Source organism: Salimicrobium halophilum (assembly GCF_900100295.1).
GTDB classification, from domain to species: Bacteria; Bacillota; Bacilli; order Bacillales; family Halobacillaceae; genus Salimicrobium; species Salimicrobium halophilum.
Genome location: NZ_FNEV01000007.1, coordinates 88,711 through 107,008 on the forward strand (window position 1 = coordinate 88,711; position 18,298 = coordinate 107,008).

15 protein-coding genes and 2 tRNA genes are annotated in these 18,298 nt (G+C 47.6%); all 17 read left to right on the plus strand.

From position 1 onward, the window contains the following. Positions 1 to 27: 27 nt before the first annotated feature. The 17 genes from dnaB to BLQ44_RS11765 all read left to right on the plus strand — a co-directional run bounded on the left by dnaB (position 28) and on the right by BLQ44_RS11765 (position 18,188). Positions 28 to 1,389, plus strand: coding sequence for a replicative DNA helicase (gene dnaB, locus BLQ44_RS11685; RefSeq protein ID WP_093194079.1), 1,362 nt, complete (start codon positions 28 to 30; stop codon positions 1,387 to 1,389). A 132-nt stretch (positions 1,390 to 1,521) separates the two neighbouring features. Further along, positions 1,522 to 2,814: an adenylosuccinate synthase gene (locus tag BLQ44_RS11690; RefSeq protein ID WP_093194080.1), complete on the plus strand. Its 1,293-nt coding sequence runs from the start codon at positions 1,522 to 1,524 to the stop codon at positions 2,812 to 2,814. Positions 2,815 to 2,953: 139 nt separating this feature from the next. Continuing rightward, positions 2,954 to 3,496 (plus strand): LOG family protein, encoded by a 543-nt coding sequence (locus BLQ44_RS11695; RefSeq protein WP_093194081.1) that lies wholly within the window; start codon positions 2,954 to 2,956, stop codon positions 3,494 to 3,496. 65 nt (positions 3,497 to 3,561) lie between these two features. Continuing rightward, positions 3,562 to 3,638, plus strand: a tRNA-Asp gene (locus tag BLQ44_RS11700). A gap of 13 nt (positions 3,639 to 3,651) precedes the next feature. Beyond that, positions 3,652 to 3,724, plus strand: a tRNA-Phe gene (locus BLQ44_RS11705). A gap of 262 nt (positions 3,725 to 3,986) precedes the next feature. Then, a complete protein-coding gene (locus tag BLQ44_RS11710; RefSeq protein WP_093194082.1) occupies positions 3,987 to 5,372 on the plus strand; it encodes a LysM peptidoglycan-binding domain-containing M23 family metallopeptidase in 1,386 nt (461 codons plus the stop codon). A 607-nt stretch (positions 5,373 to 5,979) separates the two neighbouring features. Further along, positions 5,980 to 6,684 carry a response regulator YycF gene (gene yycF, locus BLQ44_RS11715; protein ID WP_093194083.1) on the plus strand — a complete coding sequence of 235 codons (705 nt, stop codon included), beginning with the start codon at positions 5,980 to 5,982 and terminating at the stop codon, positions 6,682 to 6,684. A 6-nt stretch (positions 6,685 to 6,690) separates the two neighbouring features. Next, on the plus strand, positions 6,691 to 8,544 hold the full coding sequence (walK, locus tag BLQ44_RS11720) for a cell wall metabolism sensor histidine kinase WalK (RefSeq protein ID WP_093194084.1): 1,854 nt from the start codon (positions 6,691 to 6,693) through the stop codon (positions 8,542 to 8,544). Continuing rightward, entirely contained in the window at positions 8,541 to 9,878 is a 1,338-nt protein-coding gene (locus BLQ44_RS11725) for a YycH family regulatory protein (protein ID WP_093194085.1), read from the plus strand. The genes walK and BLQ44_RS11725 overlap by 4 nt, the downstream gene beginning before the upstream one ends. Next, the gene (locus BLQ44_RS11730; protein ID WP_093194086.1) at positions 9,878 to 10,759 is read left to right on the plus strand and encodes a two-component system regulatory protein YycI; all 882 of its coding nucleotides are present in this window, start codon (positions 9,878 to 9,880) and stop codon (positions 10,757 to 10,759) included. The genes BLQ44_RS11725 and BLQ44_RS11730 overlap by 1 nt, the downstream gene beginning before the upstream one ends. Then, positions 10,760 to 11,554, plus strand: coding sequence for an MBL fold metallo-hydrolase (locus tag BLQ44_RS11735; RefSeq protein WP_093194087.1), 795 nt, complete (start codon positions 10,760 to 10,762; stop codon positions 11,552 to 11,554). It begins immediately after the preceding gene. A 53-nt stretch (positions 11,555 to 11,607) separates the two neighbouring features. Next, on the plus strand, positions 11,608 to 12,825 hold the full coding sequence (locus BLQ44_RS11740) for a S1C family serine protease (protein ID WP_093194088.1): 1,218 nt from the start codon (positions 11,608 to 11,610) through the stop codon (positions 12,823 to 12,825). Positions 12,826 to 13,198: 373 nt separating this feature from the next. Beyond that, complete coding sequence (locus BLQ44_RS11745) at positions 13,199 to 13,717, plus strand: RNA polymerase sigma factor (protein WP_093194089.1); 519 nt, start codon at positions 13,199 to 13,201, stop codon at positions 13,715 to 13,717. After that, positions 13,710 to 14,432, plus strand: coding sequence for a hypothetical protein (locus tag BLQ44_RS11750; protein ID WP_093194090.1), 723 nt, complete (start codon positions 13,710 to 13,712; stop codon positions 14,430 to 14,432). Before BLQ44_RS11745 ends, BLQ44_RS11750 begins: the two co-directional genes overlap by 8 nt. 136 nt (positions 14,433 to 14,568) lie before the next feature. After that, positions 14,569 to 15,807 (plus strand): M48 family metallopeptidase, encoded by a 1,239-nt coding sequence (locus BLQ44_RS11755; RefSeq protein WP_176757508.1) that lies wholly within the window; start codon positions 14,569 to 14,571, stop codon positions 15,805 to 15,807. A 143-nt stretch (positions 15,808 to 15,950) separates the two neighbouring features. Next, positions 15,951 to 16,574 carry a flavodoxin family protein gene (locus BLQ44_RS11760; RefSeq protein WP_281241409.1) on the plus strand — a complete coding sequence of 208 codons (624 nt, stop codon included), beginning with the start codon at positions 15,951 to 15,953 and terminating at the stop codon, positions 16,572 to 16,574. A gap of 402 nt (positions 16,575 to 16,976) precedes the next feature. Beyond that, positions 16,977 to 18,188 (plus strand): histidine--tRNA ligase, encoded by a 1,212-nt coding sequence (locus tag BLQ44_RS11765; protein WP_281241410.1) that lies wholly within the window; start codon positions 16,977 to 16,979, stop codon positions 18,186 to 18,188. Positions 18,189 to 18,298: the final 110 nt, after the last annotated feature.

Genomic DNA, 18,298 nt, shown 5'->3' on the forward strand with positions numbered 1-18,298 from the left:
GGCCAATGATCAGAGGAGGCAAAGCTTGTGAATGATTTTTTTCAGGACCGGACACCGCCGCATAACATTGAAGCGGAACAGGCGGTGCTCGGTGCCGTTTTCCTGGAGCCCTCAGCCATGACGACAGCAGCTGAGCATTTGCTTCCTGAAGATTTCTATCGCGCCAGTCATCAGCGTATTTTCGAAGTGATGCTCGGTCTATCGAATCGCGGAGAGCCGATCGATCTCGTGACCGTGACAACGGCTTTGTCGAACAACAAAACGCTCGAAGAAGTGGGCGGGGTATCGTACCTCAGCGACATCGCGAACTCGGTTCCGACAGCAGCGAATATCGGATACTACACGGAAATCGTCAATGAAAAGTCCACGCTCCGTCAGCTGATCCGTACAGCTACAGAAATCGTGACGAACGGATACTCGGAAGATGATGATCTCGAAGACATCCTCAACCAGGCGGAGAAAGAGATTCTGGACGTTTCCCAGCGGAAGAACTCCCAGGCCTTCAAAAACATCAAGGATGTCCTGATCGATGTCTATGACAACATCGAACAGTTGCATCAGAGTGATGGAAACGTTACGGGCATTCCGACCGGCTACCGTGATCTCGATACGATCACTTCCGGTTTCCAGAGGAACGACCTTATCATCATCGCTGCCCGTCCATCGATGGGTAAGACGGCATTTGCGCTTAATATTGCACAGAATATCGCCGGTCAGACGGATGAGAATGTGGCGATCTTCAGTTTGGAGATGGGTGCCGATCAGCTCGTTTCCCGTATGCTTTGTGCAGAAGGAAACATCGATGCGCAGCGCTTACGTACGGGTAAGATGGAGTCGGATGACTGGAACAAACTGACGATGGCTATGGGAAGTCTTTCGAATGCAGGCATTTACATCGACGACACGCCTGGCGTGCGCGTGAGTGAAATCCGTTCGAAATGCCGCCGTCTGAAGCAGGAGCATGGTATAGGTATGATTCTCATCGACTACCTGCAGCTGATTCAGGGAAGCGGGAATTCCAAAGAAAACCGTCAGCAGGAAGTTTCGGAAATCTCCCGGTCTTTGAAAGGACTCGCCCGTGAGCTGAACGTACCGCTCATTGCACTTTCACAGCTTTCCCGTGGTGTCGAATCACGTCAGGACAAACGACCGATGATGTCCGATCTGCGTGAATCCGGTTCGATTGAGCAGGATGCGGACATTGTCGGTTTCCTGTACCGGGATGATTACTATGACCAGGAATCAGAGAACCAGAATATCATTGAAATAATAATAGCCAAGCAGCGTAACGGACCGATCGGCAACGTAGAACTTGCATTCGTCAAAGAATACAACAAGTTCGTCGATCTCGATCATCGTTACAGCGATTCAGATATCCCCCCTGCCTAGCGCAGAGGGGATTTTTTGTAAGTTTGTTTTTGACGAATAATAAATGATTTTTAATGATTAATGTTCGGTTTTTGTTGACTGGAAGAGGGATGATTGTTAAACTGGAAAGGAATTAATGTAGGAGGTGCCTTTATGTCATCAGTAGTTGTAGTCGGAACCCAGTGGGGCGACGAAGGAAAAGGCAAAATAACGGATTATTTATCTCAGCACGCAGAAGTGGTTGCCCGTTACCAGGGTGGTAACAATGCAGGCCATACGATCAAATTTGATAATGCTACATATAAATTGCATCTGATTCCTTCAGGGATTTTCTTTGAGGATAAGATTTGTGTTCTCGGAAATGGAATGGTCATCGACCCGAAGGCGCTTGTCAAGGAGCTTGCGTATCTTCATGAGCGCGGAGTCTCGACCGATAACCTCCGTATCAGTAACCGGGCGCATGTCATCCTTCCTTATCACTTGAAACTCGACGAGCTTCAGGAAGAGGATAAAGGAGAGAACAAGATCGGTACGACGAAGAAAGGGATCGGACCCGCTTATATGGATAAGGCGGCACGTATGGGAATCCGTATCGCTGATCTTCTCGATAAAGAGAGTTTCCGCGAGAAGCTTGAGCAGAATCTTGCGGAGAAGAACCGTCTGTTTGAAAAAGTATACGGACATAAGCCGTTCCACATTGACGATATTCTCGACGAATATTACGAATACGGGCAGCAGGTGGAGAAGTACGTCTGCGATACATCTGTCGTGCTCGATAACAAACTGGATGAAGGCCGCCGTGTCCTTTTCGAAGGAGCTCAGGGCGTCATGCTCGACATCGATCAGGGTACGTATCCATTTGTTACATCCTCGAACCCGATCGCCGGTGGAGTTACCATCGGAGCAGGCGTGGGTCCATCTAAAATCAAGAACGTTGTCGGCGTATCGAAAGCTTACACAACGAGGGTAGGAGACGGACCTTTCCCGACAGAGCTGACGGATGAAATCGGTGAAAGAATCCGTGAGACAGGGAATGAGTACGGTACTACGACTGGTCGTCCACGCCGCGTAGGATGGTTCGACAGTGTAGTCGTACGTCACGCCCGTCGTGTTAGTGGTATTACGGACTTGTCATTGAACTCTTTGGACGTCCTGACCGGTATCGAAACGCTCAAAATTTGTACTGCATACAAGTACAAAGGGGAGATCATCGAAGAATTCCCGGCAAGCCTGAAGAAACTCGCTGAATGTGAGCCGGTTTATGAAGAGCTTCCCGGCTGGACGGAAGATATTACAGGAGCGAAAAGCCTGGATGACTTGCCTGCGAACGCTCGTCACTACCTTGAACGTGTGGCGCAGCTGACAGGCATTCCATTCTCGATTTTCTCTGTCGGACCGGATCGTACGCAGACCAATGTCGTACGTAGTGTATACCGCGAATCCTGAATAATCATAGATAGGGGATCTTTTGTTTAAGACAAAAGGTCTCCTTTTTGTTTGGTGGTTTGTCCACGGTACATAAAGGAAGAGATTATGGCATAATGAAAAGAATAGAGAAAGATATCAGGTGTAAGGAGTGAGAAAGATGAGAGTATGCATTTTTGCGGGATCAAGAAAAGGCACGAACCCTGCCTATGAACAACAAGCTTATGAACTCGGAAAGACACTTGCAGCAAAAGGGATGGCGGTCGTTTACGGCGGGTCAAGCGGTGGACTGATGGGAGCGCTTGCCAACGGTGCCATCGAAAAGGGCGGAGAAGTGATTGGAGTCATGCCGCACCAGCTTGATGGGATAGAAATATCTCATAGCAAATTAAGTGAATTGATTCAGGTGGAGACCATGCATGAGCGGAAAGCGAAAATGGCAGAGCTCGCTGATGCTTACATCGCCTTGCCGGGAGGGTTCGGCACGCTCGAGGAGCTGACGGAAACGGTGACGTGGGCTCAGATCGGGTTACACCACAAACCGATTGGACTGTTGAACGTGGCCGGGTACTACACACCGTTCATGACCATGGTCGATCACGCTATTGAATCCGGGTTCGTGGATGCAGTTCAGCGGAATATTCTTAAGCTTGAGGAGAATCCGGAGCATCTGGTGGAGGCACTTCTCAAAGAGAAAGCCTAAATTTTTTCTGAATGGTATTGCTAGGGGGAGATGGCTGTGGTAAGATAGATTTCGTTGCAGCAAAAGGTCCGGTAGTTCAGTTGGTTAGAATGCCTGCCTGTCACGCAGGAGGTCGCGGGTTCGAGTCCCGTCCGGACCGCCATCTTCATAATAACGGCTCGGTAGCTCAGTCGGTAGAGCAACGGACTGAAAATCCGTGTGTCGGCGGTTCGATTCCGTCCCGAGCCACTTCAAAGCTAAGCACTCTGTATTCAGGGTGCTTTTTTTCGTGCATAATTTCAGAGGAAAAAGTGCATCGTAAGCTTCCAGAAAGAAATATGGGTAAAATTCACAAAACAAATACATTACCCCTTTTTTACAACACGTAAACAAAAGATTATAAGTTGATTACAAATTCCTATACCTGTTTCCTTTCGATTTTTAGAATGATAAATTGAAAAAGGTTAAAAAATAACGAAATCGAGATAGATAGATACAGGAGGAAGTCATTTTGCACAGAACGGGAACAAAGTGGATGAGAAACCTGTCACTTGCAGCATTGCTTGGTCTGGGAGTGACAGCGGGAGCGACATACGTAGAGGGAAGCATGGCTCCTGTTCACCACGTATACGTTGATGGCGAGGAAGTCGGGACAGTTAGCAGCAAGGAAATCGTGAAGGAATCGATTGATGAACGTCTCCAGAAGGCGCAGGACGCTTATGGCGTGGAGACGATCGTAGAGGAGTCCGTGACGTTTGAATCCGAACGTCTGATGAATCCGCAATACGATAATGAAGAAACGGTCGAAACGGTTCAGGAAGATCTGACGGTAAAAACAGAAGCGACAGCCATCGCTTTTGACGGGCATACGACCGGCTATGTAGCAAGTGCAGCCAAGGCAAAGGAAGTAATGGATGAGTTCAAACAGCAGTTTGCGGACAATGATCTGCTTACAGCTTTTGAGAACCGGGAGAATAAAACGATCGGAGTCGGCGAAGGGAAACTTACCGGTTTTTCTTTGACGACACAACCACAACAAAAGACAGAAGCGGTCCACCCTCGCAAGGTAAGCGATGTGGATGAAATTGTCAGACGTCTGAATGAAGGCGGCATGGAAACCAAACAGTATGAAGTGAAAGACAAAGAGAATCTTTCTTCTATCCTGGATGCTTACCAGATGACAGAGGAACGTTTCCGTGAGTTGAACCCGCAGGTAAGTGGAATCACGGCCGGCCAGAATATTCAGGTGGAGCAAGAGGTTGATTATACAGACGTTGAAATAGAGAAAGAAAAAGTGGTGACGGAATCCGTTCCTTTTGAAACACAGACCGAAAAAACGAATGATCTTCTGATCGGGGAAACGAAGGTGAAACAGGAAGGAAGCGAAGGACAGAAGAAAGTCCGTTATTCCTATCAGAAAGAAAACACGGAGATCCTGAGTCAGGAAAAACTCGGCGAGAAAATCATCGAAAGTCCGACGCCGAAAATTATACTAGAAGGTACGAAAACACCTTCGGTCGGCAGCGGTGAGTTCACGTGGCCGGCTGTCGGTGGCGTGCTGACGAGTAAACAGGGAGAACGCTGGGGCTCGTTCCATGCAGGAATCGATATCGCCGGAGTCTCCGATCGCACAATCAAGTCCGCGGACCACGGAGTCGTGGCTTCTGCCGGAAAATCCGGAGCGTATGGCAACAAAGTGGTCGTCAATCACCGCAATGGGTACAAAACGACATACGCACACCTGTCTTCTATAGACGTGAATGTCGGAGATAAAGTGCAAAAAGGGGACAAGCTCGGCGTCATGGGTACAACCGGGCGTTCAACAGGCATTCATCTTCACTTCGAGATCCATGAAAACGGAAACCTGAAGAATCCATTGTCCTACGTGAGTCAGTAAGAGAGTGAGCGCTATAGCTCCTCTCTTTTTTTCTTATCTTGCGGTCTTCGTTCGATGGTTTTGCGATGTTTTTGAAATGTTCGGGAGGAAAAGTGTCGCAAATAAAAAGGTATGCGACGTTTTTTGAACGGGTCTATGCTGAAAATCGGGCATAGGTGATTTAATGCGGTAGTATGAGGAAGTTTTGAGTAGGGAAATGTCGCATATCTGTTAATCTGCTTCTTCTCAGCTTTTCCAGATCCAGAGCTTCTAAGCGGGATGTCTCCGCTTTTCGTGTCTAGCTACGAAGCCCAGAAACCCCGAGCCATAAGTGGAACAGATCAGAAAAAAGAAAGAGCACTTTTTGTCTGACAGTTCCACTTATGACTGAGGTTTCTAAACAGGGCTTCTCCGCTTTTCCTTTTTGTCTAGCTGCGACATCCAGAAGCCCGTGTCCTAAGTAGACCGGATCAGAAAAAAGAAAGAGCACTTTTGTCTGACCGGTCTACTTAGGCCAGAGCTTCTAAGCGGGATGTCTCCGCTTTTCTTTTACCATAAGACAAGTTTATAAAAATGAGTTAGAATAGAGAAAGAGCAAGTAAGTTCGAGAGAAAGGGATGAGAACGTTATGGCTCATAAAATATTAGTGGTAGATGATGAAAAACCGATTGCAGATATACTTAAATTCAACCTTGAAAAGGAAGGATATCAGGTGGTGTGTGCCTATGATGGGGACGAGGCGATAGCCACGGCCAAAGAAGAAGACCCGGACCTTATTCTTCTTGATATCATGCTTCCAGGAAAAGACGGGAATGAAGTGTGCCGCGAGATCCGTAAAACACACGTCATGCCGATCATTATGTTGACGGCCAAAGATGCGGAAATCGATAAAGTACTCGGGCTTGAAATGGGCGCGGATGACTACGTGACGAAGCCGTTCAGTAACCGTGAACTGATCGCCCGTGTGAAAGCGAATCTCCGTCGCCAGCAGCAGGAACCTCAGGAGGGAAATCAGCGCTCCAAAGAAATCGAAATCGGGCGTCTGACGATTCAACCGGATGCCTACACCGTTAAACGCGACGGGGAATATATCGAACTAACACATCGTGAGTTCGAACTACTCTATTATCTGGCCCGCCATATGGGACAGGTCATGACGAGGGAACATCTTCTTGAAACGGTGTGGGGCTATGATTATTACGGAGATGTCCGTACTGTCGATGTGACCGTAAGAAGGTTACGCGAAAAAATCGAGGAGAATCCGAGTACGCCAGCCTGGATTGTTACCAGACGCGGAGTCGGTTATTATTTAAGAAATCCTGAGCAGGAGTAGGCGTGTATGAGCAAGGTTGGTTTTTTCCAGTCGGTACGGCTGAAGCTGATTATTGTATACATCCTGCTTATCTTACTCGGTCTTCAGGTAATCGGAGCTTATTTCGTAGATCGCCTGAAAGACCAGCTTGAAAATAACTTCACGGAATCCGTAGAAGGAAGACTGGATGCCCTCGCTTTCAACATTCAGCAGGCATTCGAAGAAGAACGGGAAGAAGGCGATCCGTCGCTTCAAAGTGACGTGCAGGGGATTCTGAACTCTTTCAACGAAGGATACGTCCGGAATGAAATCAGGGAACTGCAGGTCATCGAAGAAGGGTCGAATGTCGTAATCGCCGCCTATGCCAGTGGAGGGGCAAGCCCTCAGTCGAACGTCGGGAAAAAGACGACAAATCCGGACGTTCTTTCGGCTTTTCTGCTTCAGGAACAATCGAGTCCGGAGACACGGCTGGATGCAGAAACGGGGCAACGGCTCTGGGTAGGTACGAGGACAATCGAAAATAATCTGGACGAAACCGTGGCTGCCATCTATTTTGAGGCGGATATGAGTTCCGTGTACGAGCAGTTGCAGGATATCAACCGGATTTTCGCGAATGGTACGGCTTTATCTATCTTCATTACAGCGATTCTCGGGATTATCGTAGCCGGCACCATCACGAAACCGCTTATTGAAATGAGGCGGCAGGCCCAAATCATGGCGACCGGTGACTTTTCCCAGAAAGTGAATGTGCATGGGAATGATGAAATCGGCCAGCTCGGTCATACGTTCAATGACCTGAACGACAAATTGAAGATTTCACAGGCTACGACGGAAGGAGAACGTCGGAAACTTAGTTCGGTCCTTTCCAACATGTCGGATGGCGTGATTGCCACGGACCGGCTGGGAGCCATTACGCTTATGAATGTACCAGCTTCCCACCTGATTGACCAAAGGTTCGAGGAAGTTCAGGGGAAATCGCTGATTGAAATTCTCGGTCTCGAAGATCAGGTCGCCAATCTGAAAGAGATGGAAGACCTTGATTCCGTCATCGTCGATATGAGCAGTAGTGATCAGCACCTGCTTCTGAAAGCGAACTTTTCCGTCGTACAGGACGAAAATTATGAAATGAACGGCTTCATTACGGTGATCAGTGATGTTACGGAACAACAGCGTGCGGATCAGGAGCGGAGAGAATTCGTTTCGAATGTGTCTCATGAACTTCGTACACCTCTGACTACGATGAGGAGTTATCTCGAAGCTTTGAATGAGGGTGCCTGGAGAGATGAGGAAATTGCACCGCGCTTTCTTGATGTGACTCAAAATGAAACGGACCGTATGATTCGTCTCGTCAACGACTTGCTGCAGCTGACGAAGATGGATCATAAGGAATCCAATTTCTACAAAGAGAAAGTGGAATTCGTTTCTTACCTGGAACAGATCATCGAACGTTTTGAAATGAATAAAGTGGAAGGCATCACGTTTACGAAACAACTTCCGAATGAAAGCATCTATGTGTGGCTTGATAAAGACAAACTGACCCAGGTGCTCGATAATGTCATTTCAAATGCGATCAAGTATTCTCCGGAAGGCGGGGCCGTCCATTTTCACGTAAAACGGATGCGCCACAAACTTCAGGTGAGTATCAAAGACGAAGGCCTCGGGATGCCATCACACACGGTGGAGAAGATATTCGACCGTTTCTATAGGGTAGATAAGGCCAGAACCCGCGAAATGGGCGGAACGGGACTCGGTCTCGCTATTGCCCGGGAAATAATCGACGCCCACCACGGGGAAATATGGGCAGAAAGCCAAGAAGGTAAAGGAACGACCGTTTTCTTTACGCTTCCGCTAATGAATCAGAAGCGGAGGGGGAGCAGATGAACAAAGAATCGATCAAAACCATCATTTTAGTGATTTTAGTTGCTTTCAGTTTGTTTTTGACCCTTGCGCTCTGGAATTATCAGCCGAATCTTGAAACAGTGAATCAGGAGGAGGGGTTGATAGAGGAAACTAATATCGGTGGCACCGAAGAGGATATCCGTGCGCTTTTGACACCGGAGAAGGTCATTTACCATGATGGCGGAACCCATTACGGGTACAACAACCGGGAATATATCGAAGAGACGTATAGACGCATGCAGACATGGTCGCTATTCAACATCAGTGTCTCTGAAAAAGTGATCCCCTCGGAAGGTGACGTGCTTGAGATCGTCTTTCCGACTACGCTCACTTCTGCAACGATACAGAATATTTTTCCTATCGAGAGTCAGAATCTGACGTTGCCGCCTCTCTCTTTCGACCGTGCTTTCGTTCAGTTGAGCGGTGAAGAAGCAGGGATCCGCTTTATGTCTCCGGAGGGAGACCGGATGTTGCAGGCTTCCATCAACTCCGAGAGCCTCACCCAGCTTCAGTCGGAAATCGGAAATGCTTCGATGTGGCAGGAATATCTGATGTTCGATGAGGATGAAGAACGTCGGATCTATCTGCCGCAGGATACAGTGGAGGTAACTAAGGATGTTATCGTTACTGAAACCATTCCGTTGAAACCGTTGAAGAACGTATTGTTCAGTGATCCTACTGTCGTAAAACAATTCCGCCTCTCAAACGGAGACCTCAGAAACTCCGATAGTCTCAGTCGGATGGATCTCGTTGCCGGAGGGAAGAAAATGCAGTATCTGAACCCTGTCACCGAACAGTCGGAAGTCACTACAACAACGTTCAATACGAGAGAAATATTGATGGAAAGTGTAACCTTCATCAACAACCATTACGGATTCACGGATCCGTTCCGCGTTCATAACATCCGTTCGACTTACGGAGACATACAATTCAGCATGTACTTCAATGAACGGCCTATTCTTCAGGATCCGGAGGACTTTACAAGCATGTCCGTCCGTTTCGAGACAGGAGTGTTGCAGGAATATATCCGACCTATGGTTACCGTGGATCCTTATCAGTCCTATCCGAACGTTTCTGAAGAAAATCAGATTACGGAACTCGCTTCCGGAGAAACGATCGAAACCGTCATCGAGAATTCCCCGAGGTACAACAAGGATGAAATCACGGATATCATGATCGGTTATAAACTTATATCTCAGGGTGGGGGTTTCAGTAATTACTACGACCTCATTCCGGCCTGGTTCGTCCAGCAGAACGGAGCATGGAAGGAAATAACTGATATTGATTCGGTCGTCCAGACAGGAGGAGGAGCATAATGCAGTGGGGACAAATCAAAACACTCTTCATTATAAGTTTTCTCCTTCTCGATCTGTTTCTGCTTATGCAGCTGTGGGCGAACCGGGAAAGTGAAGTGATTCAGGAAGTATCCGAGACGACTCTGGAAGAAGAGCTGAATACGCAGAATATCGATATTTCAGAAGTTCCGACAGAAGCGCCGAATGTGTCCTTCCTGACTGCGAATCCCGGAGGCTTTTCCGATCAGCAATTGGAAGGGTTTCAGGATAAAGGGAATCAGCAAGTGAATGTATTCAACGACCGGCTATTGGTATCGACGCTTGACGATCCAGTGGAAATAGACAAAGAGAACATCCAGGAAGAAATATCGGAGATTGTTCCCTTCAGCAATCGTTACTCCTATTGGGGCTGGGATGAAGAAGAATCGACAGCGTTATTTTTCCAGAAGGCGAATAATCGTACGATTTACTACAATCGTGGCGGTCTCCTTATGATCCGTACGGAAAACGGAGAAATCACCGGATATACAGCGACACTGCTTGAAATTCCTGACCAGGAATCGGAAGAAATGCAGCAGGACCTCATCTCACCGATGGATATCGTTTCTCTTCTTTACAACAACGGATATTTGGAGGAGAATGATAAAATTGAAGACATGACTGTCGGATATTACTCTCTCGTAAATCTTGAACCCGGTCAGGAAAACGGTTCCCAGGTGTTTGCACCGACGTGGCGGGTTAGAGTCGGAGGAGACTTCTATTTCGTCCATGCAACAAACGGACAGATTCTTACGAATGATGCAGGAGATTTTATTGAAAGAGTTACGGAAGCCTATGCGAGTCAGCTGAGCTCAAGTACACCTGAGCCGGTCGAACAACAGGAAGAGGAGACGGAGGAATAAATGAGTCTACGTTTTAGTGTATTAGCTTCAGGAAGTACAGGAAACGCGTTTTATATCGAATCAGGAGATGAAAAGATTCTGGTGGATGCCGGTCTGTCGGGGAAGAAGATTGAAAATCTTCTCGATCAAGTACACGTAGATCCGAAGGAACTCTCACGGATTCTTGTGACCCATGAACATAGTGATCATATCAAGGGGCTCGGGATCATGGCCCGTCGTTATAACCTCCCTATTTATGCGAATGAGAAGACGTGGGAAGCGATGGATTCTCAGATCGGAAAGGTACCTCTTGATCAGAAGTTCCACTTTCCAACAGAGAGTGTCCAGACGTTCGGAGGCATCGACGTAGAGTCGTTCGCCGTCTCCCATGATGCAGCGGATCCGATGTTTTTCACCTTTCATCAGAACGGGAAGAAAGCTGCACTCGTTACGGATCTAGGGTACGTATCCGATAAAATCAAAAAAACGGTAGAGAAAGCAGATGCTTATATATTCGAGGCCAACCATGATGTACACATGTTGCGCATGGGAAAATATCCATGGAGCGTAAAACGCCGGATTCTCGGAGATTCCGGACACGTCTCCAATGAGGATTGCGCTCTGGCGCTTACAGATATACTCGATACCAACACGAAACGTGTATACCTTGCTCACTTAAGCCTGGATAACAACATGATCGATCTTGCTAATATGTCGGTAACGAACGTGTTGAAAGAACGAGGATTCGAAGTGGGTAAGAAGCTGGATGTACTCGATACGTTTCCAGAAGCGGCAACACCGCTCTATGACGTTTAATCGGGGGCTTAAAAAGGAAAGAATAAAAGAAAAAAGAAAGAAGGTGACAGTGCGTGGGGTACTATGATGACCACTCACCGAAAAAGCGTGAGAAGAAAAGGCGCTGGGCTGTTCCTACGCTTGTAGGGCTGGTGCTTGGAGCTGTACTTGTACTTTTGGCTCTCCCGGCGCTCGTTCAGACAGAAATGCTTCCTTATGACATTACCATTCCGGAAGATGAAAGTGGTCTTACCGAAGGGGACCAGGGGCTCACCGGCAATACGACCAGAAAGGTGGATGTCGATGTGACGACCCAAATCACCGAGGTGGTAGATAAAGTGAAGCCCTCTGTCGTCGGTGTCGTGAACATGCAGTCTCAGACGAATTTCTGGGAGCAACCCTCCGACCCTCAACAGGCAGGTATCGGTTCAGGGGTCATATATAAACAGGAAGAAGGCTCTGCTTACGTGGTAACGAATCATCACGTAATCGAAGGAGCATCAGAGATCGAGGTCGTACTATCGGATGAAACGAGAGTATCGGCCCAACTCGTCGGAAGTGATGTATTTACAGACCTTGCTGTACTTAAAATGTCGGCAGATAGTGTAGAACATACCATAGAACTTGGCAACTCCGATAACCTGAAAGCAGGAGAACCGGCCATCGCCATCGGAAACCCGCTCAGCCTGAATTTCTCCGGTTCTGTAACCAAAGGAATCATCAGCGGCACACAGCGTGCGATTCCTCAGGACTTGAATGGAGATGGGATGGAAGACTGGCAGGCTGAAGTGATTCAGACCGATGCAGCAATCAACCCGGGTAATAGTGGTGGGGCTCTGATCAATATCGAAGGACAACTCGTCGGTATCAACTCCATGAAGATCGCCCAGTCGGCTGTCGAGGGCATCGGATTCGCTATTCCTATCAATACAGCAACACCGATCATCGAAGAATTGGAACAATACGGTCAGGTGAACCGTGCTTTCCTCGGTGTCGAAGCTTATGGATTGAACGAAGTTCCTTCTTCCGAGTGGCAGGAGACGCTGAATTTACCGGAGGAAGTGGAAGGCGGTCTATATCTTCGCAGGGTCAGTCAAATGTCTCCGGCGGCGAAAGCTGGACTGGAACCGATGGATGTCATTACGGAACTCGATGGAAATGCTGTGACGGACATCATTGAACTGAGAAAGTATCTGTACCGTGAAAAGGATCCTGGAGAAGAGATGGAAATCACTTATTATAGGGACGGGGAAGAGAATACCGTCACCGTCACCCTGGCTTCTCAACAATAGTACTATCGAATTTGGAGAAAAACGTGTGTATGTGGATAACATGCATGCGTTTTTTTATGGATTTCACTATCCACAAGGTGTGAATAAGGTTATGGATAACTTCTATATATAGTAGGGAACAACCGGTCTGATACCATATACAACTATATGTAATCATGTTTTTGTGGATAAACTGTGGATGTTTCTGTATAACTTGTGAACAACAGACAGTTCACATGGGTTGTGTATAACCCTGTGGATAAATGTGAGTAACTTGTTCCGTTATACATAATTTTGCAAATAATGATAAGAAAGGAGTTTTTCTTTCTTCTTTCTATAGTGAAAACTTTTCGGCGGGGACGCAGGTAGTTAAGGGTGAAAGGAGGGCTTGTTGATGTTCGATAAAGAAGGACGCTTGCTCCGTAAAGCGAAAAAAGGAGACCAGCGAGCTTTTAAAAAAATATACGATAAATATGCAGGCTATGCTCTACGTACAGCCTATGCCATCACCAAAAATGATAGTGACGCGTCGGACGTCGTTCAGGAAACATTCATCAAAGTATATCGTCATCTCGATTCTTATGATCCGGGGCGTGAGTTCAAACCGTGGTTTTACCGGATTCTTTTGAATGAAAGCAGGAGACTATTGGCGAAAAGGAAGAAACGGGAGATTCCGGCAGAAGACGAATTATTTGAAAGGGCGGCTGAAACCTCAGGGGACACGGGAGTCCGGGAAATACTTGATGAACTCGATGAACATCATAGAACCGTTTTAACTCTGAAGTATCTGGAAGGTTTTTCGGAAAAAGAGATCGCGGACCTTCTGGAGCTGAATGTGAATACGGTGAAATCGAGGCTCTTCAAGGCAAGAAAAAAGATGCGTGAGCGGATAGGAGGGGCAGATGATGAGTGAAAAATTCGAGCGGAAACTAGAGAAACGTCTGAAAGAAGAAACGGACAACATGGAAAAGCAGAAACAGGAGACGTGGAGCCGGATCGAATCTGAACTTTTCACCGGAGAAACGAAAAAGAAACGGACCCCGTGGGTGGCTACAGCTGTGGCTGCTACCCTTATTCTTCTGATTGTTGCTGCATCTATTCCGGATCTCAGGCAGCCGGTGGTGAATAGTGTGAAAGAATTGTTTGTGGAAGAAAAAGAACAGAATATAAATATCGAAGGACAGGAAGAAGAAACGGATGTTCAGCGGAATGCTGATGAAGAATGGAACTATGTCATTTACGTCGATGAAGACAGGTACCGTCTTGAAGAAGGGGAAGGCGTCGACCGGATCATTCCTGCCACAGAACTCGGGGAAGCGTACCCGGAGGTTTCCATGATGATAACTGAAACGGAAGCGACGCCGGGGGAAATTGAAAGTGAAATGACAGAGACATACCCGGATTACTCGATCGAGTCGGAACAAGTGACAACGCCGCAGGAGGCTACAGAACTTCGAGCGGTGCCGCAGGGAGCTACGGAGTGGAATACACCGATTTACCGATGGTACGTCATCGAGGGAGAAACGACCTATGTCGTGAAACAGAATTACTTTCTCGAAGCAGCGGAAGGGCACGGGGCGAGATTCGATGCCATGCTTGAAACGTTTGAAATAGTCGAAGAAGAATAACGAGGACCGAAGTGAGTCAGTTTTCAGGAAAGAAGCTGACTCGCTTCTTTTTGTCGGGAGTTGGAAGGAGCCCATTTTTCATGAATATCCCCTGATTTGTATAGTATGATAATAGTAACCAAAGGGGGACTCGCGCGTGAAAAAAAGATTTCTGTTTTGGACAGGTGCTGGCTACATCATTTATGCGGCTCTTGTTTTTCTATATCTTTTCGTATGGACAGACCCCGGAGTTCCGGCTGCCTTCCAGGGAAGTGCCGCTGATCCTTCAACATTCATGACCCAGCGGGAACAGCTTCTCAGCCAGGAATATTCGAGGTATCAGAACCTATTGTATCTTCTCTCGCTGCCGATAGACTGGATCATTTACGCCGTGATTCTCGTTTTCGGTCTGTCTTATAGTCTGAAGAAAGCGTCCCTGGGCAAATTGCCGCTCTACGTGTTGTTTTTATCGGCGATCACATGGCTGTTAACTCTCCCTATCAGCTATATCTCCCGTCGCCTCTCGCTCGATTACGGCGTATCCATCGAACCGTTTTCGAAATGGATGAGGGACAACCTTGTAAGCTTCTGGATCGACACGCTGATGATGGTGCTTGTCGTCTTCGTCCTGTACTGGCTGATCCGCCGCTTCCCTAAAAGATGGTGGCTGTATGCCTGGCTTATGCTCGTTCCATTCATGGCTTTTCTGATGTATATCCAGCCGGTAGTCATCGATCCGCTTTACAATGACTTCAACCGGCTCACGAACCCTGAGCTCGAGGAGAGTATCCTTCAGTTGGCAGATCAGGCAGGGGTTCCTGCAGAACGGGTGTTTGAAGTGAACAAATCCCAGGAGACGAATGCGCTCAATGCTTACGTGAACGGCATCGGAGATAACTTGAGAATCGTACTGTGGGATACGACCTTGAACAAATTATCGGAAGAAGAAGTGCTTTTCATCATGGCTCATGAAATCGGTCATTATGTGAAAAATCATCTGATGAAGTCGCTTCTCGGCGTCCTTGGGGGAAGCCTCCTGGGATTGTATGCGGTATACCGGCTGCTTCCGGTTGTGCTTAGAAAATGGGGGGAAGCATGGAAAATCGAAGGTCCTTCCGATTTCGCTTCTCTGCCTGCTGTGCTCCTATTGCTGTCTCTATTCACTTTTATCGCTCAGCCGGTGGAAATGGCTGTGTCACGTCAGGCAGAAGAAGCGGCGGATGCATATGCTATCGATCTGCAACCGGATACAGAGGCGGCGATCGGCGCTTTCCAGCAACTGACGGTGAGCGGACTCTCCGATGTGAATCCGCCGACGCTCATCAAATACTTGCGTTATGGACATCCGACGATGCTTGAGAGACTCTCGATGCTTATCGATGAAAAAGGGTCATGATCCAGGCTTTCTCCCTGCGCATCAGCTCCCTTCTTTTCACCTTGGGAATCTTCTGTTTGCGGGTCGGGACGCTTCTTGCCAGGTTTAGTTCGCCTCAGGAAAAGGAAAATAGAGGAACAGAAACTGTGGAGGAGGCGAAACCATTGAGTAATGTGAACGTATTATTTCTGAATGCGTCCTTGAAAGGGTCCGATCAGGATTCGAACACGAAGGTACTGATAGAAGAAGTCTCAGAAATCATGGAAAAAGAAGGAGCGTCCGTCGAAGAACTTCGTCTGGCCGATTACAACATCAAGTTCGGCATGCAGCCGGACATGGGCAACGGTGATGAGTGGCCCAAGATTTTTGCAAAAGTGAAAGAGGCGGATGTGCTGATTGTCGGAACACCACTTTGGATCGGAGAGAAGAGTAGTGTGGCCAATCTGGCGATGGAACGTTTGTATGCCTCCAGCAGTGAAACCGAGGAGAATGGCCAGTCCATCTACTACAATAAGGTCGGCGGAGCGGTTATCACCGGTAACGAAGATGGTGCGAAACATGCAGCGGCATCCATTCTTTACGGCTTATCACACATCGGCTTTGTCGTTCCGCCTAACGTGGACGCTTACTGGGTCGGTGAAGCGGGACCGGGACCATCCTATATGGATACGGATCGTGACAATGAGTTCACCAGGTCCCATGTGAAGATGCTCGCGTACAATACGCTTCATCTGGCGCGTATATTGAAAGAGAATCCTATTCCGCCGGAAGGAAACGTGATGGAATAAGGGTATGAGGCCGGCCGTGGGTGCCGGTCTTTTTTTGTCTGTGGAAGTGTGTTGATGGTTTTCGGACCTGGAGCGGTTTTTTACGGACGTTCGACAGGATTCGACAGTCATTTGCGGACTAGCATGAGGTTTCTGAGGACCTGAAGATAAATTTCGCGGAGAGACGTAGGATTTCTTCTGTTCCAATTTCCGACCTCCTATGATAAAGTATGTTCAACGAGGTGAGCAGCATGTCTATATCAATCTGCACACAACTCCATCACCATATCGACTAGTCTTGCTATCCGTTTTTGAAAAAACGCACATAGGAAGGCTATTTATAATGAACCGCATTTGATGATTTCCATACCCTTTCATCAGGTGCGGTTTTTTGTTTATCAAATTTCAGAGGAGGAAAAAATGATGCGAAATGTAAAAGGGACACGTGATTATCTGCCACAGGATGAGATGCTGAAGAGAAAGGTGAAACAGACGCTGGAGGAGACGTTCCGCCGCTACGGCTGCAAACCGATGGAGACACCGATATTGAATGAAACGGAGCTTCTCGCTTCTAAATATGCAGGCGGCGACGAAATTCTGGAGGAGATGTACAGGCTGACGGACAGAGGGGAAAGGGATCTGGCGCTCCGCTATGATCTGACCATTCCTTTTGCGAAAGTGATCGCTATGAACCCGACACTTCCGATGCCTTTGAAACGATACGAAATCGGCAAAGTGTTCCGCGACGGACCTATCAAAACCGGGCGCCTGCGCGAATTCACCCAGTGCGATGTCGATATCGCAGGCGTAGAATCCGTGATAGCCGAAGCGGAATTGATGGCAATGGCCGTCGATGCTTTTGAAAAACTCGGGCTTTCCGTAACGGTAGTGTACAACAATCGAAAAGTACTGACAGGCGTTCTTGAAGCTTGTGGAATAGGCAAAGAAAAGATGACGACAGTAATTCAGACAATCGATAAACTTGAAAAACTGGGATCCGGCAATGTGAGAAACGAATTGAAACGAAAAGGAATAGAGGAAGAAGTCATTACTCGTATCTTCACGACTCTTGAACAAGGGATCGGTGAGTATAACGGGGAAGGAACCGGGGAACTACGTGACTTGAAGGAGTATCTCGACTACCTGGGAGTAGCCGATAATTGCCGCTTCGAGTTATCGCTGGCGAGAGGGCTAGACATTTATACAGGAACGGTCTACGAGATCTTCCTCAATGAAGGGGCGATTGCTTCGAGCATCGGAAGTGGCGGACGCTATGATAATGCGGTCGCCGGTCTTGTCGGGACGGAGGACGCGTTTCCGACAGTCGGGATTTCCTTCGGTCTTGACGTTATTTTTGCAGCTATGGAAAATCAGGCAGAGCAAAAGAGTGATATCGACTACTGGATCGTTCCCATGAACCAGGAAAAGGAAGCGTTGAAGGTCGCCCAACAATTGCGGCAGGAAGGGAATAATGTCGAGGTGGACTTCTCCGGACGTAAAATCGGAAAAGCGATGAAACGGGCTGATAAAGAAGGAGCGCAGTATGTCATTGTTGTCGGGGAAGAAGAAGTGGAAAGCAGAATGGTGCAAGTAAAAAATATGAGGGACGGAGAAACGATAGAAAAAAAGATTTGAAATGAAAGTATGCATCCTTTAGGAAATTCACGTCTCTTATAGTAAATAGTCGTATGAAAAAGGAATTAGTTCATTTTTAACATTTTCCGACCTTTTCTACTTACTTTTGA

Bases quoted from the DNA above. Each gene is read 5' to 3' on its own strand.
- BLQ44_RS11690 (WP_093194080.1), top strand. From the start codon at position 1,522: ATGTCATCAGTAGTTGTAGTCGGAACCCAGTGGGGCGACGAAGGAAAA.
- BLQ44_RS11695 (WP_093194081.1), top strand. From the start codon at position 2,954: ATGAGAGTATGCATTTTTGCGGGATCAAGAAAAGGCACGAACCCTGCC.
- yycF (WP_093194083.1), top strand. From the start codon at position 5,980: ATGGCTCATAAAATATTAGTGGTAGATGATGAAAAACCGATTGCAGAT.
- walK (WP_093194084.1), top strand. From the start codon at position 6,691: ATGAGCAAGGTTGGTTTTTTCCAGTCGGTACGGCTGAAGCTGATTATT.
- BLQ44_RS11725 (WP_093194085.1), top strand. From the start codon at position 8,541: ATGAACAAAGAATCGATCAAAACCATCATTTTAGTGATTTTAGTTGCT.
- BLQ44_RS11730 (WP_093194086.1), top strand. From the start codon at position 9,878: ATGCAGTGGGGACAAATCAAAACACTCTTCATTATAAGTTTTCTCCTT.
- BLQ44_RS11735 (WP_093194087.1), top strand. From the start codon at position 10,760: ATGAGTCTACGTTTTAGTGTATTAGCTTCAGGAAGTACAGGAAACGCG.
- BLQ44_RS11745 (WP_093194089.1), top strand. From the start codon at position 13,199: ATGTTCGATAAAGAAGGACGCTTGCTCCGTAAAGCGAAAAAAGGAGAC.
- BLQ44_RS11750 (WP_093194090.1), top strand. From the start codon at position 13,710: ATGAGTGAAAAATTCGAGCGGAAACTAGAGAAACGTCTGAAAGAAGAA.
- BLQ44_RS11765 (WP_281241410.1), top strand. From the start codon at position 16,977: ATGCGAAATGTAAAAGGGACACGTGATTATCTGCCACAGGATGAGATG.